Here is a 23,744-nt window from a genome sequence, read left to right as displayed (position 1 = left end):
CGAAAGACTTCGGCCAGCATTTATTCGTCGTCGTCGAAGTTGTAACTACCCGGCGCGAGGTTTTCGAAACGGGTGTATTTGCCGATGAACGCCAGGCGGATAAAACCGATCGGGCCGTTACGCTGCTTGCCGATAATGATTTCGGCGATGCCCTTGTGTTCGGTTTCCGGGTGATACACCTCGTCGCGGTACACGAACATGATCACGTCGGCGTCCTGCTCGATCGCTCCGGATTCCCGGAGGTCGGAGTTGATCGGACGTTTGTTCGGCCGTTGCTCGAGGGAACGGTTGAGCTGGGACAGCGCCACCACCGGGCAGTTGAATTCCTTGGCCAGCGCTTTCAGGGAACGCGAGATTTCAGAAATCTCGTTGGTTCGGTTGTCGCCGCCGGAACCTGGAATCTGCATCAACTGAAGGTAGTCGATCATGATCAGGCCGATATCACCGTGCTCACGCGCCAGACGCCGGGTACGCGCACGCATTTCCGAAGGGCTGATACCGGCGGTGTCGTCGATGAAGAGCTTGCGGTCATTGAGCAGGTTGACCGCCGAGGTAAGGCGCGGCCAGTCGTCATCTTCCAACTGACCGGAACGCACTTTGGTCTGGTCGATCCGGCCGAGCGAGGAGAGCATACGCATGACCAGCGATTCGCCTGGCATTTCGAGGGAATACACCAGCACCGCTTTGTCGCTGCGCAGTACGGCGTTTTCCACCAGGTTCATCGCGAAGGTGGTTTTACCCATCGACGGACGACCGGCGACGATGATCAGGTCGGCCGGTTGCAGGCCGCTGGTTTTCTCGTCGAGGTCGGTGTAACCGGTAGACAGGCCAGTGATGGCGTTATCGGTGTTGAACAAGGTGTCGATGCGGTCGATGGCCTTGGTCAGCAAGTCATTCACACCGACAGGGCCACCGGTTTTCGGCCGGGCCTCGGCAATCGCGAAGATCTGCCGCTCGGCTTCATCGAGGATCTCCTCGGCGGTGCGCCCTTCCGGGTTGAAAGCGCTGTCGGCAATCTCGGTGCTGATGCCGATCAGTTGGCGCAACGTCGCACGCTGGCGGACGATCTGCGCATAGGCCTTGATGTTGGCGACGGATGGCGTGTTTTTCGCCAGCTCGCCGAGGTAACCGAGGCCGCCGACTTGCGAGGTCTGACCTTCCTTGTCCAATTGCTCGGCAAGGGTCACGACGTCGATCGGGGAGTTCTGATCAGCCAGTTTGGCGATCGCACGGAAGATCAGACGGTGGTCATGCCGATAGAAATCGCCGTCGGAGACTTGATCGAGCACGCGTTCCCAGGCGTTGTTGTCCAGCATCAGACCACCGAGTACGGCCTGTTCGGCCTCGATGGAATGCGGCGGCACCTTCAGGGCAGCGGTTTGCAGATCGTATTGCTCGGGAGCGGAGATATCGTTCATGGCCACTTGTGTTGTTTGGAAAAACAGGGAATTCAGAAAGACAAAGGGCACGACCTGTAAACAGGATCGTGCCCGATGTTAACCGTCTGACGGACAAGCCGCCAGCCGATCAGTGTTGCTTAAGCTGCTACCACGACAACGCGTACGGTGGCTTCAACTTCGGCGTGCAGGTGCACAGCCACGTCGAATTCACCCACGTTGCGGATGGTGCCGTTCGGCAGACGAACTTCGCTCTTCTGCACTTCAACGCCGGAGGCGGTCAGTGCGTCAGCGATGTCGTGAGTACCGATCGAACCGAACAGCTTGCCTTCGTCGCCAGCGGTGGCAGTGATGGTCACTTCCAGCTCGGCCAGTTGGGCAGCACGGCTTTCAGCCGATGCTTTACGGTCTGCGGCAGCTTTTTCCAGCTCGGCACGACGCTCTTCAAACGCAGCCAGGTTGGCAGCGGTTGCAGCGGTTGCTTTGCCGAAAGGCAGCAGGTAGTTACGGCCGTAACCGGCCTTAACGTTTACTTTGTCGCCCAGGTTGCCCAGGTTGGCGATTTTTTCCAGAAGGATCAGTTGCATGTGGAAATCCTCTTAACTTTTAACCTTCACCGTTCGCGTTATCGGCGTCTTTCGACACGTGACGACCGCGAAAATCAATCAGGCTGTCGACAATGGCCAGGACCACGAGCAACGGATAGATCAGCTGCATGAACAACAGCAGCGTGACGTACAACCCCACCAGCCAGAAACCGGCCAGTCGCTTCTGCCCGACCAGCCCGTGAATCAGGGCAAGTCCGGCGAACACCAGCGGTACACTGCACAACGGCGTCAACATGGCCATCTGTGCACCGAGATTCGGGCCCAGAAGCATCAACGCCAGCAGTAACATCGCCGGCCCCAGCGGGATCCGGATGGCGCGAAACTCGCGACCAAAACCACCCGGGTTGTACAACAACGCCTGCCAATGCCGCCCGACAATCAGGCTCAGCACGCTGACGATCTGCAACAGCGCCGCAATCAGTCCGGTCAGGACTGGTGCGATCAGGGACGCGAAACGCGCTTGCTCATCGACCGACAATTGCTTGTAGGTTTCACCGAGAAGCGCCGGCATGACCTTTATCAAGGCCTGCGCGAGCATCTCGATCTGGGCCGCAAACGCTGCCCCGAGCACCACCGAAAACACCACTCCGATCACTACGCTGACCAGCAGCGTGCGAACCCAGGACTCACTTGCGCGCAAAACCAACGCAAGCCCCGAAGACCCCAGCAGCACCAGAAGTGCGCGGGGGTCATCGGCATACAGCCACCAGATCAACGCCGGCAGCAGCCCCAGAGACAGAACACCCAGGGCGTCCGTCAGTCCGCGCCGCAGCAGCACAAGGCTCCCCGCGGCAGCACCCAACCAATACAACAACGGCAATGTTGCACATCCGGCCACCACGAGAGTGGCCTGCATACGGCCTCGCATGATGAACTCAGCTAAGGCACGCATGCATTCAATCCTTTGCTACTTGTCGACTGCCCGGTCTCAGCGGCCGTGGCTGTCGGTGTAGGCCAGCAGGGCCAGGAAGCGGGCGCGCTTGATAGCGGTGGCCAGCTGACGCTGATAACGAGCTTTGGTACCGGTGATGCGGCTTGGAACGATTTTGCCGGTCTCGGATACGTAGGCTTTCAGAGTGTTGAGATCTTTGTAATCGATCTCTTTCACGTCTTCAGCGGTGAAGCGGCAGAATTTACGACGACGGAAGAAACGTGCCATTTGATAGGCTCCTTAAAAGGTCCGTGGATTACTCGTCAGCGTTATCGCTGTTGTCGCTGTCATCACTATCAGCGCTATCAGCGCCTTCGTGCTCAGGACGGTCGCGACGCTCACGGCGCTCACTGCGGTTTTCTTCAGCCTTGAGCATCTCGGACTGGCCGGTAACGGCTTCGTCGCGACGGATGACCAGGTTACGGATCACTGCATCGTTGTAGCGGAAGTTGTCTTCCAGCTCGGCCAGAGCCTTGCCAGTGCACTCAACGTTCAGCATCACGTAGTGAGCCTTGTGAACATTGTTGATTGCGTAGGCCAGTTGACGACGGCCCCAATCTTCCAGACGGTGGATTTTGCCGCCGTCTTCTTCGATCAGCTTGGTGTAACGCTCAACCATGCCGCCGACTTGCTCGCTTTGATCCGGGTGGACCAAAAAGATGATTTCGTAATGACGCATGAATGCTCCTTACGGGTTGTAGCCTGCCGCTCAAAAACGGTCAGACAAGGAGTGAATGACACTTATGGACTTGCTGGCGCGGGGCACATGCGTGCCTGCCGTCACAGCAAGGGGCGCAATTGTAGAGAAGGGACAGAAGAGGTGCAAGGCAATTGGTGAATATTTGAACAGCAGCTGTAAGCATCGAGCCTCAAGCTGCAAGCGGGTCCGCTTTGAGCTTGAGGCTTGCAGCTATAGGCTTATGGCTTGCGCGAAGCGCTCGCCTTGGCTTTTGCGCCGCGCTGACGCTGCGCTTCGAACAGGCACACGCCGGTTGCTACCGAAACGTTGAGGCTGCTGACGCTACCGGCCATCGGCAGCTTCACCAGATAGTCGCAATGCTCACGGGTCAGGCGACGCATGCCTTTGCCTTCGGCGCCCATGATCAGAATGGTCGGGCCAGTCAGGTCCTGGTCATAAATGCTGACCTCGGCCTCACCTGCCGTGCCGACAATCCACAGACCGCGCTGCTGAAGCTTTTCCAGGGTGCGAGCGAGGTTGGTCACCGCCACCAGTGGAATCACTTCCGCCGCGCCGCAAGCGACTTTACGCACGACCGGCGTCAAAGTTGCCGACTTGTCTTTCGGCACGATCACCGCCAGCGCACCGGCCGCATCGGCCGAACGCAGGCAGGCGCCGAGGTTGTGTGGATCGGTCACGCCGTCGAGCACCAGCAGCAGTGGCGCGCCCTCAGTGCGATCGAGCAGCTCATCGAGCATCGCTTCGCCCCAGACCTGGCTCGGGCTCACTTCCGCGACTACGCCCTGGTGCACACCTTCAACCCAAGCGTCCATTTCGCGACGTTCGGCCTGGCCGACCTGGACACGATTTTCGTTGGCCAGCTCAACCAGGGTCTGCACGCGCGGATCGTTGCGGCTTTCGGCCAGCCAGATCTGCTTGACGCGTTTCGGGTGGTGACGCAGCAACGCTTCTACCGCGTGAACGCCGTAGATTTTTTCCAACTGACTCATGACTTCGCCTTCGGTTTACGTGCCCCGCCACTTTTGGCTGGGGCGGAACCCGCTTTCGGCGGGCCCTTACGGTGTTTGCTCGGTTTGGCTGGCTTGCCGCCGGAGGCCTTTTCAGGCGCCGACCGTCCGGCCTTTCCCCCGGACGCCGCTTTACCACCGTTTTTGGCGTCGGAAAGCAGCGCTTTCTTCATTTCACGGCTTTTGCGCAACTCGGCGTTTTTCGCCACGGCGTCGCTTGGACGGTAGGCTTCTGCCGCTTTTTCCTTGGCCGGACGACGGCTGGCGGATTTTGCCGGAGCCTTTTCTTCCGCAACCTTGGCCGCTGGAGCAGCGGTTTCGGCGCCACGTTTTTTCCTACCAATCGGCGCGCTGATGGTTTTTTCAGCCATCTCGAAGTCGATCTTGCGTTCGTCGAGGTCAACGCGCATCACGCGCACTTCAACGGTATCCCCAAGACGGAAGCTGCGACCGGTGCGCTCGCCCGCCAGGCGGTGATGCACAGGATCGAAGTGGTAGTAATCGCCCGGCAGCGCGGTGACGTGCACCAGGCCTTCGACGTAGATATCGGTCAGCTCGACGAACAGACCAAAACCGGTCACGGCGGTGATCACGCCCGGGAACGACTCGCCCACGCGATCTTTCATGAACTCGCACTTCAGCCAGTTCACCACGTCGCGGGTCGCTTCGTCGGCACGGCGCTCGCTCATCGAGCATTGCTCGCCGAGTTGCTCCAGCGCCGCTTCGTCGTACGGATAAATGCGCGCCTTCGGAATGGTCATCGCACCGGCACGACGAACGTGCGGGGTGTCCTGTTTCGAATGGATCACACTGCGGATCGCGCGGTGCGTGAGCAGGTCCGGGTAACGACGGATCGGCGAGGTGAAGTGCGTGTAAGCCTCGTAATTAAGGCCGAAGTGGCCTTGATTGTCAGCGCTGTACACCGCTTGGCTCAGCGAACGCAGCATCACGGTCTGGATCAGGTGGAAATCCGGACGATCCTTGATGCTCGCCAGCAGTGCCTGATAATCCTTCGGCGACGGACCGTCTTTGCCTTTATGCAGGGACAGACCGAGCTCGCCGAGGAAGGCACGGAGTTTTTCCAGACGCTCCGGTGGCGGGCCGTCGTGGACGCGGTACAGCGCAGGGATTTCGTGCTTCTTGAGGAATTCGGCAGTGGCCACGTTGGCCGCCAGCATGCATTCCTCGATCAGTTTGTGCGCGTCGTTACGGGTAGTCGGACGGATTTCGGCAATCTTGCGCTCGGTACCGAAGATGATTCGGGTTTCCTGCGTTTCGAAATCGATCGCGCCACGTACGTGACGAGCAGCCAGCAGAACCTTGTACAGCGCATAAAGCTGTTTGAGGTGCGGCAGAACGTCGTTGTACTCACCGCGAAGCTGACGTGCCTCGGTGATTTTCGGCGTTTCCAGCATCGCGCTGACTTTGTTGTACGTCAGACGAGCGTGGGAATGGATCACCGCTTCATAGAAGCAGTAGTCGGTCATTTCGCCGGACTTGGAGATGGTCATCTCGCAAACCATGGCCAGACGATCGACGTGCGGGTTCAGCGAGCACAGGCCGTTGGACAACTGCTCAGGCAGCATCGGCACCACGCGCTCTGGGAAGTACACCGAGTTGCCGCGCACTTGCGCTTCGTTATCCAGCGCCGAACCGATCTTCACGTAGCTGGAAACGTCGGCAATCGCCACGTACAACTTCCAGCCGCCGGAGAACAGGCGCAGCTTGCCCGGCTTGGCTTCGCAATAAACAGCATCGTCGAAGTCGCGGGCATCTTCGCCGTCGATGGTGACGAACGGCAGATGGCGCAGGTCGACGCGCTTCTCTTTGTCTTTTTCTTCGACTTCCGGTTTCAGCTTGGCCGCTTCTTTCAGAACAGCTTCAGGCCAGACGTGCGGGATGTCATAAGTGCGCAGGGCTACATCGATTTCCATGCCCGGCGCCATGTAATTGCCGACCACTTCGACCACATCGCCTTGCGGCTGGAAGCGCGGCGTTGGCCAGTGGGTGATTTTCACCTCGACGAACTGACCGATCTGCGCGTTGGCGTTGCGGCCCGGGGTGACCAGCACTTCCTGCTGGATCTTCGGATTGTCCGCGACGACGAAGCCGATGCCGCCTTCTTCAAAGTAGCGACCGACGATGGTTTCGTGAGCACGCGAGACCACTTCGACGATCACGCCTTCGCGGCGACCGCGACGGTCGAGGCCGGAAACGCGGGCCAGCGCACGGTCACCGTCAAACACCAAGCGCATTTGCGCCGGGCTCATGAACAGGTCATCGCTGCCGTCATCCGGCACCAGGAAACCGAAACCGTCACGGTGACCGCTGATGCGACCGAGGATCAGGTCGAGCTTGTCGACCGGCGCGTATGTGCCACGACGGGTGTAGATCAGTTGTGCGTCGCGCTCCATGGCGCGCAGGCGGCGGCGCAGGGCTTCGATCTGGTCTTCTGTGGTCAGACCAAACTCTTCAACCAGTTGCTCGCGGGCAGCAGGCGAACCCCGATCGGCGAGGTGCGCCAGGATCAGTTCGCGGCTAGGAATAGGGTTTTCATATTTTTCCGCTTCACGAGCGGCCTCGGGATCGAGGGACTGCCAATCGGCCATTAGAGAGTTTTCACCTTGTCTATATGCGGGTTAGTTTGGCATAGGCGCCATGAAACGGGAAATTTCCGACTATATAAGGCCCAACTGAGGGCCTGTATCGACGCCCGAAAGCCGTTTTGACTACCGCCGGTAAAAAAAATCATATTTTTTGCTGACAGGGGTTTACAGTTAAAAACACGCTCCGTATAGTGCGCGCCATCGACGACGTACAAGCGTTGCCGATACTGCCCAGATGGTGAAATTGGTAGACACGCCAGCTTCAGGTGCTGGTGACCTTACGGTCGTGGAAGTTCGAGTCTTCTTCTGGGCACCAATTTCGAGTTTGAGACTAGATCAGTTTCAAGACTCACACAAAACCCGCGAAAGCGGGTTTTTTGCATTCTAAGCCCGGGTTTTCTTAAAACTGATTTATTAAAATTAAATCAGGGGTTTACAGATCAAAAGGCGCTCCGTATAGTGCGCCACATCAACAGCGGCAACGCTCGCGATGACTGCCCAGATGGTGAAATTGGTAGACACGCCAGCTTCAGGTGCTGGTGACCTTACGGTCGTGGAAGTTCGAGTCTTCTTCTGGGCACCAATTCAAATTCAGGGTTACGACCCTGGATTTCACAAAACCCCGCGAAAGCGGGTTTTTGCGTTTCTGGCTTCCAGAAACTTATCACCCTGCGCCTATCAAAACGCCAGCCCCACCGCAAGGCGCACTTGAGAAACAATATCGTTTATCATTGTTGCAAGTTTTTGCAATGCGACAGTGAGGAACCCTGCGAATGACGTTTCGAAATACCCTGCGCCGAGGCCTGACCTTCACCCTCCTCGGCCTGGCGCTCGCCACTCCCCTCACCCAGGCTGCCGACGCGGTTTCCCTGACTCTCTACAACGGCCAACACAAGGAAGTCGGCGATGCGATCGCCAAAGCCTTCGAAGCCAAGACCGGCATTCATGTCAACGTGCGTAAAGGCAGCAGCAATCAGCTCGCCAGCCAGATCATCGAAGAAGGCGACCGCTCCCCTGCCGACGTGATCTACACCGAAGAATCGCCGCCATTGAATAATCTCGGTGAACTGGGCCTGCTAGCCAAGACCGACGACGCCACCCTCGCCGTTTTGCCAGAAAAATATGTCGCTGGTAACGGCACGTGGATCGGCGTGACGGCGCGCGTTCGCGTAGTCGCTTACAACCCGAAACTGGTCGACGAAAAAGACCTGCCGAAATCGGTAATGGAATTCTCCGATCCGAAGTGGCAGGGCAAAGTCGGCTTCGTACCGACCAGCGGCGCGTTCCAGGAACAGGCCGTGGCGATCATCAAGCTGCACGGTCGTGACGCCGCCGAAGAATGGCTCACCGGCCTGCGCGCCTTCGGCAAGACCTACAGCAACAACATGGTCGCCCTTAAAGCGGTGGAAAACGGCGAAGTCGCCACTGTGCTGGTGAACAACTATTACTGGTTCGCCCTACAGCGTGAGAAAGGCAAACTGGATTCAAAACTGCATTACTTCACCGGCGGCGACGTCGGTGGCTTGATCACCGTATCCAGCGCTGCCGTGCTGAAATCCAGCAAACACCCAAAAGAAGCCCAGCAATTTCTTGCCTACATGGCCAGCGAAGAAGGTCAGCGCGTGATCACTCAGACCACCGCCGAATATCCGCTGCACAAAGGCATGGAATCGGATCGCGGACTCAAGCCGTTCAGCGAGCTGGAAGCGCCGAACGTAACGCCGGCCGATCTGGGCAATGCCGAAGAAGCGCTGGAACTGGAACGTGAAGTTGGCTTGAACTGATGGCCGCATCGTTATCCGCCCCCGCCGCGCGCGGGGGTTACGTGCCACGACGCAAACGGCCGTCGATCTGGCTGGTGCTGCCGGTGTTGTTGCTAGTGGTGCTGAGCCTGTTGCCGCTGGCCTACGTCGGCCTCAAAGCCTGGCAGGCGGGCTGGGCCGAGGCGCTGCATTTGTTGTGGCGCCCGTATGTATTCGGCCTCCTGCGCAATACGCTGGCACTGATGATTGGCGTAACCCTCACCTGCGGGGTGATCGGCCTGTCGCTGGCCTGGCTGCTGGAGCGCAGCAATCTGCCGGGACGCCGCCTCTGGGGCGTAATCTTGTGCCTGCCATTTGCGGTGCCAGCGTTTGTCAGCAGCTTCACCTGGGTTTCTTTGAGCGCGCAGTTCGAAGGGCTTGGCGGGGCGATTCTGGTGATGAGCCTGTCGAAGTACCCGCTGATCTTTTTGCCAGTGGCCGCGACGCTGCGCAATCTCGATCCCTCCCTCGAAGAGTCGGCCCGCACCCTCGGACAGAATCGCTGGGGCGTGTTTTTTCGTGTCACCCTGCCACTGCTCTGGCCATCGCTATTGGCCGGTTCGCTGCTGATTGCCTTGCACATGCTGGTGGAATTCGGCGCGCTGTCGATCATCGGCCTGCAAACCTTCACCACCGCTATCTACCAGCAATTCGAACTGGAATTCAGCAACGCCAACGCAGCGATGCTGTCTGCCGTGCTGCTGGCGTTGTGTCTGGTGCTGTTGTGGCTAGAGCTGCGAGTACGCGGTAAAGGCCGGCACGTGCGCACCGGACAAGGTGCGGCGCGGCAGGCTGAACAGGTTCGACTCGGACCATGGGCCGCAGTCGGTCAGTTGTATTGCCTGATGCTGGCGGTTGTCGGCAGCGGGATTCCGTTGGGAATGTTGGCGTATTGGTTGGCAGTCGGTTCGTCGGCAGCTTTCCCGGTGGCAGCGATCACTGAAGCGCTGCTTTCCTCTCTAGCACTTTCTCTTGGTGGCGCTTCGTTGTGCCTGGTGCTGGCCGTGCCGGTCGGTTTGCTGGTGGTGCGCTGCAAAGGCCAACTGGCGATCTGGGCCGAGCGCTTGCCGTATCTGCTGCATGCGCTGCCGGGCTTGGTGATTGCGTTGACGCTGGTGTATTTCGCCCTGCATTACGTGCCGGCGCTGTACCAGACTTCGGGGTTGCTGTTGATCGCTTATGCGCTGCTGTTTCTACCGCTGGCACAGGCACCGATTCGCACGGCACTGAACAAGGCTGCACCGCAACTGGAAGAAGCTGCGCGCACGCTCGGCGCTTCGTCGTTCACCGCGTTTTGCCGGGTGACGTTGCCGATCATCTTCCCGGCATTGGGCGCGGCGTTTGCGCTGGTGTTTCTCGATGCGATGAAGGAATTGACGGCGACGTTGCTGCTGAGCCCGACCGGGCTTAACACACTGGCAACCGAGGTTTGGGCGCATACCGCGAATGTCGAGTTTGCGGCGGCGGCGCCTTATGCGGCGCTGTTGATTTTGGTATCGGGGTTGCCGGTTTATTTACTGACGACCCGGATGTATCTGAGCCGCTGACACCGCTTTCGCGAGCAAGCTCGCTCCCACAATGATTGCTGGCGAACACAGAACCTGTGTACACCTCGAAACCTGTGGGAGCGAGCTTGCTCGCGAAGAGGCCCTCCCAGACGACGCTATGCCCTGAACTGCCCCAGACTCGCTTTGAGCTGCGCCGCCAAACCATCCAGCACCTTGCCACTCGCCGTAGTCTCAACCACCGCCTGCGCCGCTTTCTCGGCCTGCGCATGAATCGTCTCGACGCGCCCACGCACCGCCTGCGCACCTTGTGCCTGATGCGCCGCTGCCTGGGTTGCCAGACCAATCGCCGCGTGCACCTGCTCGACAGACGTTTGTACCGACTGCTGCAACCGCGCGCTGTCGCGCAACACCAGCAAACCTTCGCTGGCCTGACGCCCGGCCTGACCGATCGCCTCTACCGCCTCACGCGCGCCCTGCTGCAACGCCACAATGTGCGCCTGAATATCGCCGGTCGAGCTTTGGGTCTTGCTCGCCAACGCACGAACTTCGTCGGCAACAACGGCGAACCCACGCCCGGTCTCACCGGCACGTGCCGCTTCGATCGCAGCGTTCAACGCCAGCAGGTTGGTCTGCTCGGCGATCCCGTGAATCACCGTCAACACCACTTCAATCTGCTCACTCTGCTGCGCCAGACGCTCGATGACTTTCGCCCCGGTATCGACCTGTCCCGCCAGCGCTTCGATCAGGCTGCCGACCTTGGCTGAGGTGCGGGTGTTTTCATCCGTGGCCTGGCGAATGTCCACCACTTGCTTCAACGCCGCCTGCATCGCGTGACTTTCCGATTGCGCTTCATCAGCCATTTGCGACAGCGCGCGCAGACTCTCCGCCACTTCATCACGCTGCATGCCCGCCGCCGCATCCGCACCGGCATTACGCAACGTCATCGCGCCGATTTCCACACCAGTACGCTGCGCGACATCACCCGCCTCGCGCACGATCGGCTGCAACTTATCCACAAAGCGATTGACCGCCGAGGCCATGTCGCCAATTTCGTCCTTGCTGTTGATCTGCACACGCTTGGTCAGATCACCCTCGCCCGCTGCCAGATCATCCATCGCCGCATTGAGCATCTTCAGGCGATTGACTACGCGATGGCCGAGCACGACCGCCAGCAACAGCAACACGCCGCAGCCGACCAGCGCCAGGCCCATACCGATCCGCCAGCGCAGGGTTGCAGCCGCTTCCTGAACGGTATTGGCGGTGTTGGATTTCATCTCGGTCGCAGTGGACTGCGCCGATTGCAGACGCGCCTGCATGGCCTTGGCGCTGTCCGCTGCAGCGCCCTTGAGGCTGTCACCGACCAGTTGATCACTGCTGGCGATCAACGCCGAGAAGCGCTTGTCGAGCGCAGCCAGATCGGTCTCCACCGAGGCCGTGGAAACACCCATCAGCACCTTGCCGATTTCCACGCCATTAGGGTTGATCGACGCTTCGAGGTAGTAGACCGAGGGATCGTTCTTCGCCGCATCCAGCACTTTATCCAGCGCACGCTCGCCCTGACCTTTTTCCAGCAAGGCCTTGTTGATCGGGTTTTCGCGATTGAGATAGCGGGTCAGATGCTGGCCGGTGGCGTCGTCGTAGACCACGAACAGAACGTTGGGATTACGCTGGGCACGCCGGGCGAACTCGGACAGGGTCGGTACGTCGCTGTCCCACATGGCACGCGGGGCGACAGAGGCCAGTAACTGCGCCATGTCATTGGCCGAATCCTTCAGATCCTTTTCCAGCGTCGCACGCAATTGCGCCTGCTCGTCCTTCAGTCGCGAAGACAAGCCAGCAGTAAGCCGCTGACGAGTACTGGCGGACAAGGCATCGAGGCTCGAGGTGACTTCACGCCCGGCCTGCTCCAGTTCGCCGGAGAGTTTCTGGCTATCGGTGCCGAGACGCACCGCCAGATCAGCTTCCAGCGCCGTGACGGTGCTCCGCGTCAGGGCAACGGCCACCAACACTTGCACCAAAAGGGCGATACCAAGGGTAACGAACACGGGACGCAACAAACGGCTTTGTAACAGTGAGAGAACGGCCGACACTGTGAATACCCCTACTTCTGACGCCATTAATTTGATGGCACTCTTGTAGACAGATTCACAGCAAAGGTCATGCCGTCCAACAGGCATAAACGACAAAGGCCCCGATTAAGGGGCCTTTGTGTTTTTACATCAACGACTTATCAAGCAAACGGATGACGCAGAACGATGGTTTCGTTGCGGTCCGGGCCCGTCGAAATAATGTCGATCGGCGCGCCGATCAGCTCTTCAACGCGCTTGATGTAGGCACGAGCGTTAGCTGGCAGCTCTTCCAGGGTTTTCGCACCCACGGTCGATTCGGTCCAGCCCGGCACTTCTTCGTACACAGGCTGCAGGCCTACGTAGCTGTCAGCGTCGGTCGGCGCAACAGCATTGCCTTCGGCATCTTTGTAGCCAACGCAGATGTTGATGGTTTCCAGACCGTCGAGCACGTCCAGCTTGGTCAGGCAGATGCCCGAGATGCTGTTCACATCGATCGCGCGACGCAGGATAACCGCATCGAACCAGCCGCAACGACGGGCACGGCCGGTGGTCGCACCGAACTCGTGACCTTGTTTGGCCAGATGCGCGCCGACGTCGTCGAACAGCTCAGTCGGGAATGGACCCGAACCGACGCGAGTGGTGTAAGCCTTGGTGATGCCCAGGATGTAATCGAGGAACATCGGGCCAACGCCCGAACCGGTCGCCACGCCACCCGCGGTGGTGTTGGAGCTGGTCACGTACGGATAGGTACCGTGGTCGATGTCGAGCAACGAACCTTGCGCGCCTTCGAACATGATGTCTTTGCCGGCGCGACGCAGGTCGTGCAGCTCGGCAGTGACGTCCAGCATCAGCGGCTTGAGCAGCTCAGCGTATTCCTTGCACTCGGCCAGGGTTTTTTCGAACTCGATGGCTGGCTCTTTGTAGTAACCGACCAGCATGAAGTTGTGGTAATCCACCAGTTCACGCAGCTTGTCTTCGAAGCGCGGCATGTTCAGCAGGTCGCCAACACGCAGGCCACGACGAGCAACCTTGTCTTCGTACGCCGGGCCGATGCCGCGACCGGTGGTACCGATCTTCAGCTCGCCACGGGCCTTTTCACGGGCCTGGTCCAGCGCCACGTGAAAGGACAGGATCAGCGGGCAGGACGGGCTGATACGCAGACGCTCACGCACCGGTACGCCTTTCTCTTCCAGCTTGGTGATCTCGCGCAGCAAGGCGTCTGGTGCAACCACCACGCCGTTGCCGATCAGGCACTGCACGCCTTCGCGCAGTACGCCCGACGGAATCAGGTGCAGGACGGTTTTTTCGCCGTCGATCACCAGCGTGTGACCAGCGTTGTGGCCACCTTGGTAGCGCACTACGGCGGCAGCATGTTCGGTCAGCAGATCAACGATCTTGCCTTTGCCCTCATCACCCCATTGGGTGCCCAGGACTACGACATTCTTACCCATAACACTTGTCCTCATTCGCGCAAACTTGGTGCCGGCGATGGCCGGCAGGAAAACTCAAGAAGCCAGTGGCGATACTTGCCAAAGCCCGTTCTGCTGAATCAATTGCCGGTCGCAGTCCGCATCACGGGCGGCGGCCAAAGGTTGTCCAGGCAAAGCCTGAACGACACGCTGACCCTCACTGCGCAACTGGCAAACCTGCTGCCAGAGTGCCGCATCCGTACTGTCAGGCATCCAGATACCGCCAGACGGTAGCTCGATGTCAGCACGCCCCAGGGTCACCAGGGTTTTCAAATCGGTGGAAAAGCCAGTCGCCGGACGTGCGCGACCAAAATCCGCGCCGATGTCGTCGTAGCGACCGCCCTGAGCGATGGACTGGCCAACACCCGGCACGAACACCGCGAACACCACACCGGTGTGGTAGTGGTAGCCACGCAGCTCGCCCAGATCGAAGTACAGCGGCAAATCAGGGAAACGCGCCGACAAACGTTCGGCGATCGCCAGCAAATCTTCCAGTGCCGCCAGCACCGGCGCCGGCGCATGGGCCAGACGCTCACGGGCGGCGCTCAACACTTCACGGCCGCCGCACAGATCAACCAGCGCGCGCAGCATGCCGGACAAATCGGCCGGCAAGCCTTCGGTCAAGGTAATGACCTCGTCGATGGCCTTGCGTTGCAACGCATCGAACAACTGCTGCTCGACTTCACCGGACAGACCGGCGGCACGCGCCAGACCACGGTAGATGCCGACATGACCCAGATCCATGTGCACTTCCGGCACATCGGCCAGTTGCAGCATGGCCAGCATCAGGCTGATCACTTCAACGTCGCTGCTCGGGCTGGCGTCGCCGTACAACTCGGCGCCCAACTGGATCGGGCTGCGCGAGGACGACAATGCACGCGGCTGGGCGTGCAGCACGCTGCCGGCATAGCACAGACGGCTCGGGCCTTCGCGACGAAGGGTGTGCGCATCGATGCGCGCCACTTGCGGCGTGATGTCGGCACGGAAACCCATCTGCCGGCCCGACTGCGGGTCGATGACCTTGAAGGTACGCAGATCCAGGTCCTGGCCCGCGCCGGTCAGCAGGGATTCCAGGTACTCGATATGGGGAGTCACGACAAACTCGTAACCCCAGCTCTGGAACAGATCCAACACCTGACGACGCGCGACTTCAATGCGCGCCGCTTCCGGTGGCAGTACTTCTTCGATGCCATCTGGCAGCAGCCAGCGGTCTACCGTTGCCATTACGCCATTCCCCTTTGATCCGGGCGGCCAGCCTGCGGGCGAGCCTTGAGTGAAGCAGAAAATGACCAATCCGTTCAAAACGCACGCGCATGAACGACGCGGCGAAAGGCCTGTTACCGGCTTCGCCCATCACTTTCCTCGAAATACTCTCGGGCCATTCAACCCGATGCCTGCAACAAAAAACAGCAATCAAACGTGCAGACGCAAAAAAGCCGGGAATTTCCCGGCTGCCGCATCATACACACGTTTTCCGAAAGGATCACCCCGCCCGAGGTTTTAGCCGCCAGGCGGAATGATTCAGGTCAACGTCGTATCAAGGCTTGGCTTTTTCCAGGTAATGGAAGAAGTCACTGCTTGGGTCGAGGACCAGGACGTCGGATTTGTTCGCGAAGCTTTCACGGTAGGCACGCAGGCTACGGTAGAAACTGTAGAACTCCTGATCCTGACCGTAGGCCTTGGAGTAGATCGCAGCGGCCTGGGCATCACCATCACCGCGAACCTCTTCAGATTCACGATAGGCTTCAGCCAGCAGCACGCGGCGTTGACGATCGGCGTCGGCACGGATGCCTTCGGCCAGCTCGTTACCCTTGGCGCGGTGCTCGCGAGCTTCACGCTCACGCTCGGTGCTCATACGTTCGAACACACTGCGGTTTACTTCTTTCGGCAGATCGATGGCCTTGACCCGGACATCGACGACTTCGATACCCAGCTCTTTTTCCGCCATTTTGTTCAGCGATGCAGTGATGTCGGCCATCAGTGCGTCACGCTCGCCCGACACCACTTCGTGCAGGGTGCGCTTACCGAACTGGTCACGCAGACCGGATTCCAGACGACGGGACAGACGCTCGTCGGCGATTTGCTTGAGGCCGGAAGTTGCGGTGTAGAAGCGCTCGGCATCTTTCACGCGCCACTTGGCGTAGGCATCGACCATCACGGCTTTCTTTTCCAGAGTCAGGAAGCGCTGTGTCGGTGCATCCAGCGTCATCAGACGTGCGTCGAATTTACGCACCTGGTTAACGAAAGGCACCCTCACATGCAGGCCTGGCTGAACATCGGCCTGAACCACACGACCGAATTGCAGCAGCACCGCACGCTCGGTCTGAGCAACGATGTAGAAGCAGTTCCAGCCCACCAGTACTACAACGACGCCAACAATAAGGGCGATCAGCGATTTATTGCTCATCAGCGGGTCTCCCTTGTACGCGACTGCGGCAGGTCAGTGACATGCGGCGTGACGTCCGTGTTGTTGCTGGCGGCAGCCGAACCGGTGACCGGTGCATTGCTGCCCGAACTGTTCTGAATCATTTTGTCCAACGGCAGGTAAAGCAGGTTGCTCTGGCCGTTCTTGTTACCGGTCACAAGTACCTTGCTGGTGTTGCTGAAGACTTCCTGCATGGTGTCCAGGTACAGACGCTGGCGGGTGACTTCAGGTGCCTTGCGATACTCGGCGACCAGTTTGGTAAAGCGATCCGCCTCACCTTTGGCGCGCGAGACCGTTTCGTCACGGTAACCGTTGGCATCCTCGAGGATACGCTGGGCCTGACCACGGGCTTCCGGCACGACGCCATTGGCGTAGGTTTCAGCCTGGTTGCGCGAGCGCTGCTCGTCTTCACGGGCGCGGATCACGTCATCGAAGGCTTCCTGCACTTCACGCGGTGCCGCTGCGCTCTGTACGTTGACCTGGGTAACGGTGATACCGGTGCGATAGGTATCGAGGAAGCGTTGCAGACGCTCCTTGATTTCGCTGGCCATCAACTCACGACCTTCGGTCAGCACCTGGTCCATGGCGGTGGAACCCACCACGTGGCGCAGGGCGCTGTCGGTCGCATGTTGCAGGCTGATTTCCGGCTGATCGACGTTCAGCACGAAATCCTGCAGGTTGCTGATCTTGTACTGCACGGTCAGTGGCACTTCGACGATGTTCTCGTCTTCGGTCAGCATCTGGCCCTGCTTGGTGTACGCACGCTCACGCGTTACGTTTTCCATGTACTTCTTGTCGATCGGCGGGAAATAGATGTTCAGGCCCGGGCCGACAGTCTCGTAGTACTTGCCGAAGCGCAGCACCACGGCTTGCTCCTGCTCGTCCACCACGTAGACCGCGCTGTATAGCCAGACAGCCGCGAGCACGACCAGGCCGATGCCGAGCAGGCCGCCGAAGCCACCACCACTGCGACCCGAACCACCACCGTCATCACCACGTTTCTTACCACCACCGAACAACCCGTTCAGGCTTTCCTGCAGCTTTCGGAAGGCCTCGTCGAGATCCGGTGGCCCCTTGCGGTCGCCGTTATTGCGGCGTTTGCCACCCCAAGGATCCTGATTATTCGAGTTGCCACCCGGCTCATTCCAAGCCATAGCGCTCTCCATCTGATAAAGCAAAGACGCACCCACGGCGCGCCGACCAATGCTACAGAATGCCTGCCGTTGCGGCACAACCGCTTTGTCAGGCTTTTATTGCAAAGTGTGTTGCTCGATGAATTCCATCGGCTGCAATCCTTCGCGGCTTACCAGTCGATTCAACTCGACCCGGGGCAAACGAACGGCCAGCAAACTGATGCCTTCTTCGTCGTGCTCTTCTTTCTGCACCGCACCGAGTTCGAAAAACTGCGCACGCAGTCGCGCGAATCGTTGCGGCAAGCGCAAGGTACCGATAAACAAATCACTGCCAAGTAATTCGGCGATGGCTTGTTCAAGCAATTCCAGACCGCTGCCATCACGCGCCGACAGCCAGACCCGCTGGGGCTTGCCGTTTTCGTCACGCTGGATTTGTGGCTCAACGCCCTCAAGCAAATCGAGTTTGTTATAGACCTCGAGGATCGGCAAGTCCTGGGCACCAATCTCGCCCAGCACCACCATCACCTGCTCGATCTGCAACATGCGATCCGGTTCAGCCGCATCGATCACGTGCAACAGCAGATCGGAATTGCTCGACTCTTCGAGGGTAGACCGAAATGCCTCGACCAGCTTGTGCGGCAAGTGACGAATGAAGCCCACCGTGTCCGCCAGGACAATCGGACCCAGGTCGTCCAGTTCCAGACGGCGCAGGGTCGGGTCCAGCGTGGCGAACAATTGGTCAGCCGCGTAGACGTCGGATTTCGTCACGTTGTTGAAGAGTGTGGATTTACCGGCGTTGGTGTATCCCACCAGAGACACGGTAGGGATATCCGCACGGGAACGGCCGCGTCGCGACTGCTCGCGCTGGCTGCGCACTTTCTCCAGTCGGCCCTTGATCTGACGCAGGCGAACCCGCAGCAAACGGCGGTCGGTTTCCAGTTGGGTTTCACCTGGACCGCGCATGCCGATACCACCGCCCTGACGCTCAAGGTGAGTCCAGCCGCGAACCAGCCGGGTGCTCATGTGGTCAAGCTGGGCCAGTTCAACCTGGAGCTTGCCTTCATGGGTACGGGCGCGCTGGGCGAAAATATCGAGAATCAGACCGGTACGGTCGATCACGCGACACTCGAAAACACGTTCGAGGTTACGTTCCTGACTGGGCGTGAGGATGTGATTGAAAATCACCAGATCGGCTTCTTCAGCCTTGACCAGGTCGCGCAGTTCCTCGACCTTGCCGCTGCCGATCAGGAATTTGGCGGTTGGCCGATGACGCGGCACGTTAAAAAACGCAACGGTCTCGGCGCCCGCCGAATTAGCCAATTCCTGAAACTCCTGCGGATCTTCGCGCGCCTCAGGGTCCTGTCCATCCAAGTGAACGAGGATCACTCGTTCACCACCACCGTGGCGCTCAAAGAACAAAGGAGACTCCTATCAGGCGTTACCTGGCTCAGCGTCACCTGCTTCGGATTCGGTTGCGCTAGGCAGACGAATTGGACGAACCGGCACCACTGTCGAGATAGCGTGTTTGTAAACCATCTGGCTTACGGTGTTTTTCAGCAGGATCACGAACTGGTCGAACGACTCGATCGTGCCTTGCAGTTTGATACCGTTGACCAGGTAGATGGAAACCCCAACTTTCTCTTTACGTAAAGTATTCAAGTAAGGGTCTTGTAGCGAATGCCCTTTTGACATGTGCCGCACTCCTTTAAGGATTCAATAATAAAAATAGGTAATTCAGATGGCTTTGGCCGTCACACCCCCAAGGATAGACGGCAATTGCAAGGACTCAGCTCAATATGGAGATGGTCCCAAGGTATTTCAAGGCGCGTGGCAGATTGTCGCAATCAAGACTGTCCAGCCAGTGTATATCTTCCCAGCTGCGCAGCCAGGTGAACTGGCGTTTGGCCAATTGGCGCGTGGCGATGATGCCGCGCTCCTGCATTTCGGCCAACGTCAGCTTGCCATCCAGGTAGTCCCAGACTTGGCGGTAGCCTACCGCACGTATAGACGGCAACCCCGAATGCAGGTCACTTCTTTTACGCAGGGCTACGACCTCGTCGATGAACCCCTGTTCCAACATATTTGTGAATCTTTGTTTAATGCGCTCGTGCAGTACCTGACGATTTGCCGGGGCAATGGCCAAGTTCGCGACAGTATAGGGCAATTGTTGCAGTCCCGAAGCGGCTGCTTCAGTACTTTGCGCAGATTGTTGCTGGCGAAGTTCGGTCATGCTCTGACCGCTGACCCGATAAACTTCCAGTGCGCGACTCAGGCGCTGCGGATCGTTCGGGTGAATTCGCGCCGCCGACACTGGATCGATGACTGCCAACTGCTCGTGCAGGGCCTGCCAGCCAAGGCGTGCAGCCTCTTCTTCGATCTGCGCGCGGACGTCGGGGTCGGCGGCTGGCATGTCCGCCAAGCCTTCGATCAAAGCCTTGTAATAGAGCATCGTGCCGCCCACCAGCAGCGGAATTTTTCCGCGCGCGGTGATTTCAGCCATGGCTTGCAGGGCATCTCGACGGAAATCCGCAGCCGAATAAGCTTCAGCCGGATCGAGAATATCGATCAAACGGTGCGGATATTCGGCCAGCAGTTCTTTCGAAGGCTTGGCGGTGCCGATGTCCATGCCGCGATAGACCAGCGCCGAATCGACACTGATCAGCTCGCACGGCAGGATCTTGGTCAACTCGATGGCCAGATCGGTTTTGCCCGCAGCGGTCGGGCCCATCAGGAAAATCGCTGGAGGAAGCTGGCTCATCAACGACCGCGCAAGAACAGTTTGTCCAGATCGTCCAGGCCCAATTGGGTCCAGGTCGGTCGGCCATGGTTGCATTGACCGCTGCGTTCGGTGTTTTCCATGTCACGCAGCAGACCGTTCATTTCCGGCAGGGCCAGGCGCCGGTTGGCGCGAATCGCGCCGTGGCAAGCCATGGTGCCGAGCAGTTCGTTGAGGTGCGCCTGAATCCGATCGCTGGTGCCGTACTCCATCAGATCCGACAGCACATCACCGACCAGACGGTTGGCTTCAGCTTGCTTCAACAGCGCCGGAATCTGGCGGATGGCCAGGGTTTCCGGGCCCAGGCGCTGCAATTCGAAGCCCAGGCGCTGGAACCACGCCGCGTGCTCTTCAGCACAATCGGCCTCACGCTGACTGACCGCCAGCGATTCCGGCACCAACAATGGCTGGCCACTCAAGCCTTCGCTGGCCATGGCGATCTTCAAGCGCTCGTACATGATCCGCTCGTGAGCGGCATGCATGTCCACCAGCACCAGACCTTGAGCATTCTCGGACAGAATATAAATGCCTTTGAGTTGCGCCAGCGCGTAACCGAGCGGCGGAATGTCTTCCTGACCGGCCGGCAACGCGTTGGCATTGGCTTCAGGCAACGGCGCAAAAAACTCGCGATACGCCGCCTGAGCCTCGGCAGCCGGCGGCATCGCCGATTGCGGGCGCGGTGTGTATTGATACTGATAAGCGCCGCCAGCACTGGCACCGGACGAGGTATTGAACGCCGGTTGCGCCTGCGGTTGCTCCAGCAGCGCGTTGGCCGCCAGACGCATTTCGCCTTGCGGACCGAACTCACCGGCATCAAGGCCCGTAGGCCGGACGATAGCGGTGGTCACGGAACCGGCCAGTTGATCTTCCGGCCGCACATCGCCCAACGCACGGTGCAGCGTGCCGTAGAGGAAGTCATGCACCATGCGCCCGTCACGGAAGCGCACTTCGTGTTTGGTCGGATGCACGTTGACGTCGACCGCCGCCGGATCAACCTCGAAGAACAATGCAAACGTCGGATGGCGACCGTTGAACAACACGTCGCGATAGGCCTGACGCACAGCGTGGGCGACCAGTTTGTCGCGCACCGCCCGGCCATTCACAAAGAAATACTGCAAATCCGCCTGACTACGGTTGAAGGTTGGCAAACCGACCCAGCCCCACAGGTGCAAGCCGTTGCGCTCGATCTCGATCGGCAACGCCTGCTCAAGGAAACCCGAGCCACAGATCGCCGCCACACGCCGGGCGCGGGCCGCGTCATCGTGGGCTTCGTGCAGGCTGAGGATGGTTTTGCCGTTATGACGCAGATGAAAAGCCACGTCGAAACGCGCCAGTGCCAGACGCTTGATCACTTCTTGCAGGTGATCGAATTCGGTCTTTTCAGTCTTGAGGAATTTGCGTCGCGCCGGGGTGTTGAAAAACAGGTCGCGGACTTCCACCGAGGTGCCGACCGGATGCGCCGCTGGTTGAACCCGGGGCGCCATGTCGCGACCCTCGGTTTCAACTTGCCACGCTTGATCGGCACCGCGGGTACGCGAGGTCAGGGTCAGACGTGCCACGGAGCTGATCGACGCCAACGCCTCACCACGGAAGCCCAGGCTCATCACCTGCTCGAGGTCTTCGAGGTTGCGGATCTTGCTGGTGGCGTGACGGGCCAGGGCCAGCGGCAGGTCATCGGCAGAGATGCCGCTGCCATCGTCGCGCACGCGCAGCAGCTTGACGCCGCCCTGCTCGACGTCGACATCGATGCGTTTGGCGCCGGAGTCGAGACTGTTTTCCAGCAGCTCCTTGATCACCGAGGCCGGGCGTTCAACCACCTCACCGGCGGCAATCTGGTTCGCCAGCCGTGGGCTGAGCAGTTCAATGCGAGCAGCGGCGTTCAGCACTTCGTTCATTCTTTGGACGCCAGTTCGGTGCCTGGAATGGTCAGGTGCTGACCGACTTTCAGCTCATCACTTTTCAGGTTGTTGGCAGCGCGCAATGTGGCCGGCGACACCTGATAGCGCACGCCGATCATCGCCAGCGTTTCGCCCGGGCCGACACGGTGGTCGCGTGGGCCTTGAGCAATCTTGCCGGAATCACGCAGCCAGGCAATGTAGGTGCCCGGTGGCGGGTTCTGCTGGAAGAACTGGCGCACGCCGCTGCTGATCGAACGCGCCAGCGCTTGCTGGTGGCTCGATGCCGAGAGCTTGTTCGCTTCGTTGGCGTTGGAGATAAATCCGGTTTCGACCAGGATCGACGGAATGTCCGGCGACTTCAGCACCATGAACCCGGCCTGCTCCACACGCTGTTTGTGCAGCGGCGTGACGCGGCCGATGTTGGTCAGGACCTTCTGGCCGACGTTGAGGCTGGAGGTCAGCGAGGCCGTCATCGACAGGTCGAGCAGTACGCCCGCGAGCATGCGGTCCTTGTCGTCGAGGCTGACGTTGCCGGCACCACCGATCAGGTCAGAACGGTTTTCGCTGTCGGCCAGCCAACGGGCGGTCTCCGAGGTTGCACCACGATCAGACAGGGCAAACACCGAAGCGCCGAAGGCTGCAGCAGATGGTGCGGCGTCGGCGTGAATCGAAACGAACAGGTCGGCGCCTTTCTTGCGGGCGATTTCGGTACGGCCGCGCAAAGGGATGAAGTAGTCGCCGGTACGGGTCAGTTCGGCGCGGAAGCCTTTCATGCCGTTGACCTGACGCTGCAGTTCGCGAGCGATCTGCAATACCACGTCTTTCTCACGCTGGCCGCGCGAGCCGGACGCACCCGGGTCTTCGCCACCGTGACCGGCGTCGATCACGACAATAATGTCGCGTTTGCCGGCCGGGGCTGGCGGCAACTTGATTGCCGGTTCTGTCGGCGTCACCGGCACCGCCGGCACCGTCGCGACCTGCGGCGTTGGCGCTGGCGGCGGCGCGGCGTCGGCCGGGTTGTCGAACAGATCGACCACCAAGCGGTTGCCGTACTGCGCGTTCGGCGCCAGCGAGAAGCTTTTCGGGGTGACGGCCTTTTTCAGGTCGATGACCACGCGCAAATCAGTCGGCGTACGCTGGGCCGAGCGCATCGCGGTGATCGGCGTGTTCGCGGTCTGCACATTCAACGGCGCACCGAGGGTGGCACCGTTGATGTCGATCACCAGCCGGTCCGGCGCAGTCAGGGTGAAAACGCTGTGCTGCACCGGGCCGCTCAGGTCGAAGACCAGTCGCGTGTTATCCGGCGCCCGCCACAGGCGCACGCTGTTGACCTTTGAATCGGCCACAGCGTTGACGGTTACTGCCATCAACAACAGTCCAGCGGCAGCCACCATCGCGCGAAAGCGCATACCTAA

Annotated in this window: 19 protein-coding genes and 2 tRNA genes; 4 read left to right on the top strand and 17 right to left on the bottom strand. The window is 59.7% G+C overall.

Annotated features, from left to right (window positions below; translation table 11 throughout):
* Positions 1-20: 20 nt before the first annotated feature.
* From dnaB to rnr, 7 genes are all read right to left on the bottom strand, one after another.
* Positions 21-1,418, bottom strand: coding sequence for a replicative DNA helicase (gene dnaB, locus ACZZ0G_RS14615; protein WP_053116810.1), 1,398 nt, complete (start codon positions 1,416-1,418; stop codon positions 21-23).
* Between the two features lie 119 nt (positions 1,419-1,537).
* Complete coding sequence (gene rplI / locus ACZZ0G_RS14610; RefSeq protein ID WP_003221136.1) at positions 1,538-1,984, bottom strand: 50S ribosomal protein L9; 447 nt, start codon at positions 1,982-1,984, stop codon at positions 1,538-1,540.
* A gap of 19 nt (positions 1,985-2,003) precedes the next feature.
* Positions 2,004-2,897, bottom strand: a complete 894-nt coding sequence (locus ACZZ0G_RS14605; protein WP_122599308.1) for a hypothetical protein — start codon at positions 2,895-2,897, stop codon at positions 2,004-2,006.
* A 36-nt stretch (positions 2,898-2,933) separates the two neighbouring features.
* Positions 2,934-3,164, bottom strand: coding sequence for a 30S ribosomal protein S18 (gene rpsR, locus ACZZ0G_RS14600; RefSeq protein WP_002551829.1), 231 nt, complete (start codon positions 3,162-3,164; stop codon positions 2,934-2,936).
* Between the two features lie 28 nt (positions 3,165-3,192).
* Positions 3,193-3,615 (bottom strand): 30S ribosomal protein S6, encoded by a 423-nt coding sequence (gene rpsF / locus ACZZ0G_RS14595; RefSeq protein WP_038360383.1) that lies wholly within the window; start codon positions 3,613-3,615, stop codon positions 3,193-3,195.
* A gap of 239 nt (positions 3,616-3,854) precedes the next feature.
* A complete protein-coding gene (gene rlmB / locus ACZZ0G_RS14590) occupies positions 3,855-4,625 on the bottom strand; it encodes a 23S rRNA (guanosine(2251)-2'-O)-methyltransferase RlmB (RefSeq protein WP_108224401.1) in 771 nt (256 codons plus the stop codon).
* The gene (gene rnr / locus ACZZ0G_RS14585; protein ID WP_463556595.1) at positions 4,622-7,252 is read right to left on the bottom strand and encodes a ribonuclease R; all 2,631 of its coding nucleotides are present in this window, start codon (positions 7,250-7,252) and stop codon (positions 4,622-4,624) included. Before rnr ends, rlmB begins: the two co-directional genes overlap by 4 nt.
* 226 nt (positions 7,253-7,478) lie before the next feature.
* Between rnr and ACZZ0G_RS14580 the strand changes: the two genes are divergently transcribed.
* The 4 genes from ACZZ0G_RS14580 to ACZZ0G_RS14565 all read left to right on the top strand — a co-directional run bounded on the left by ACZZ0G_RS14580 (position 7,479) and on the right by ACZZ0G_RS14565 (position 10,598).
* Positions 7,479-7,565: transfer RNA gene (locus ACZZ0G_RS14580), tRNA-Leu, on the top strand.
* A gap of 180 nt (positions 7,566-7,745) precedes the next feature.
* A tRNA-Leu gene (locus ACZZ0G_RS14575) sits at positions 7,746-7,832 on the top strand.
* Between the two features lie 190 nt (positions 7,833-8,022).
* A complete protein-coding gene (locus ACZZ0G_RS14570; RefSeq protein ID WP_463556594.1) occupies positions 8,023-9,033 on the top strand; it encodes an extracellular solute-binding protein in 1,011 nt (336 codons plus the stop codon).
* The gene (locus tag ACZZ0G_RS14565) at positions 9,033-10,598 is read left to right on the top strand and encodes an ABC transporter permease (RefSeq protein ID WP_463556592.1); all 1,566 of its coding nucleotides are present in this window, start codon (positions 9,033-9,035) and stop codon (positions 10,596-10,598) included. The genes ACZZ0G_RS14570 and ACZZ0G_RS14565 overlap by 1 nt, the downstream gene beginning before the upstream one ends.
* 116 nt (positions 10,599-10,714) lie before the next feature.
* Here ACZZ0G_RS14565 and ACZZ0G_RS14560 read toward each other — a convergent pair whose 3' ends face one another.
* From ACZZ0G_RS14560 to ACZZ0G_RS14515, 10 genes are all read right to left on the bottom strand, one after another.
* Complete coding sequence (locus ACZZ0G_RS14560; RefSeq protein ID WP_463556591.1) at positions 10,715-12,649, bottom strand: methyl-accepting chemotaxis protein; 1,935 nt, start codon at positions 12,647-12,649, stop codon at positions 10,715-10,717.
* A gap of 140 nt (positions 12,650-12,789) precedes the next feature.
* Entirely contained in the window at positions 12,790-14,079 is a 1,290-nt protein-coding gene (locus ACZZ0G_RS14555; protein WP_007915835.1) for an adenylosuccinate synthase, read from the bottom strand.
* A 54-nt stretch (positions 14,080-14,133) separates the two neighbouring features.
* Positions 14,134-15,321 carry an ATP phosphoribosyltransferase regulatory subunit gene (locus ACZZ0G_RS14550; protein ID WP_463556590.1) on the bottom strand — a complete coding sequence of 396 codons (1,188 nt, stop codon included), beginning with the start codon at positions 15,319-15,321 and terminating at the stop codon, positions 14,134-14,136.
* Between the two features lie 313 nt (positions 15,322-15,634).
* Positions 15,635-16,504: a protease modulator HflC gene (hflC, locus tag ACZZ0G_RS14545; RefSeq protein WP_463397884.1), complete on the bottom strand. Its 870-nt coding sequence runs from the start codon at positions 16,502-16,504 to the stop codon at positions 15,635-15,637.
* Positions 16,504-17,676 carry an FtsH protease activity modulator HflK gene (hflK, locus tag ACZZ0G_RS14540; protein ID WP_463556589.1) on the bottom strand — a complete coding sequence of 391 codons (1,173 nt, stop codon included), beginning with the start codon at positions 17,674-17,676 and terminating at the stop codon, positions 16,504-16,506. Before hflK ends, hflC begins: the two co-directional genes overlap by 1 nt.
* A gap of 96 nt (positions 17,677-17,772) precedes the next feature.
* Complete coding sequence (hflX, locus tag ACZZ0G_RS14535; protein ID WP_095056368.1) at positions 17,773-19,074, bottom strand: ribosome rescue GTPase HflX; 1,302 nt, start codon at positions 19,072-19,074, stop codon at positions 17,773-17,775.
* 12 nt (positions 19,075-19,086) lie between these two features.
* The gene (gene hfq / locus ACZZ0G_RS14530; protein ID WP_007902656.1) at positions 19,087-19,347 is read right to left on the bottom strand and encodes an RNA chaperone Hfq; all 261 of its coding nucleotides are present in this window, start codon (positions 19,345-19,347) and stop codon (positions 19,087-19,089) included.
* 94 nt (positions 19,348-19,441) lie between these two features.
* Entirely contained in the window at positions 19,442-20,413 is a 972-nt protein-coding gene (gene miaA, locus ACZZ0G_RS14525; protein ID WP_463556588.1) for a tRNA (adenosine(37)-N6)-dimethylallyltransferase MiaA, read from the bottom strand.
* Positions 20,413-22,314 carry a DNA mismatch repair endonuclease MutL gene (mutL, locus tag ACZZ0G_RS14520; RefSeq protein WP_463558859.1) on the bottom strand — a complete coding sequence of 634 codons (1,902 nt, stop codon included), beginning with the start codon at positions 22,312-22,314 and terminating at the stop codon, positions 20,413-20,415. Before mutL ends, miaA begins: the two co-directional genes overlap by 1 nt.
* Before the next feature lie 8 nt (positions 22,315-22,322).
* Positions 22,323-23,696, bottom strand: a complete 1,374-nt coding sequence (locus ACZZ0G_RS14515; protein WP_371748301.1) for an N-acetylmuramoyl-L-alanine amidase — start codon at positions 23,694-23,696, stop codon at positions 22,323-22,325.
* Positions 23,697-23,744: the final 48 nt, after the last annotated feature.

It is taken from the genome of Pseudomonas sp. AC169 (genome assembly GCF_979258515.1).
The sequence above is the reverse complement of the archived record's forward strand: the minus strand, read 5'-3'. Positions and strand labels throughout refer to the sequence as shown.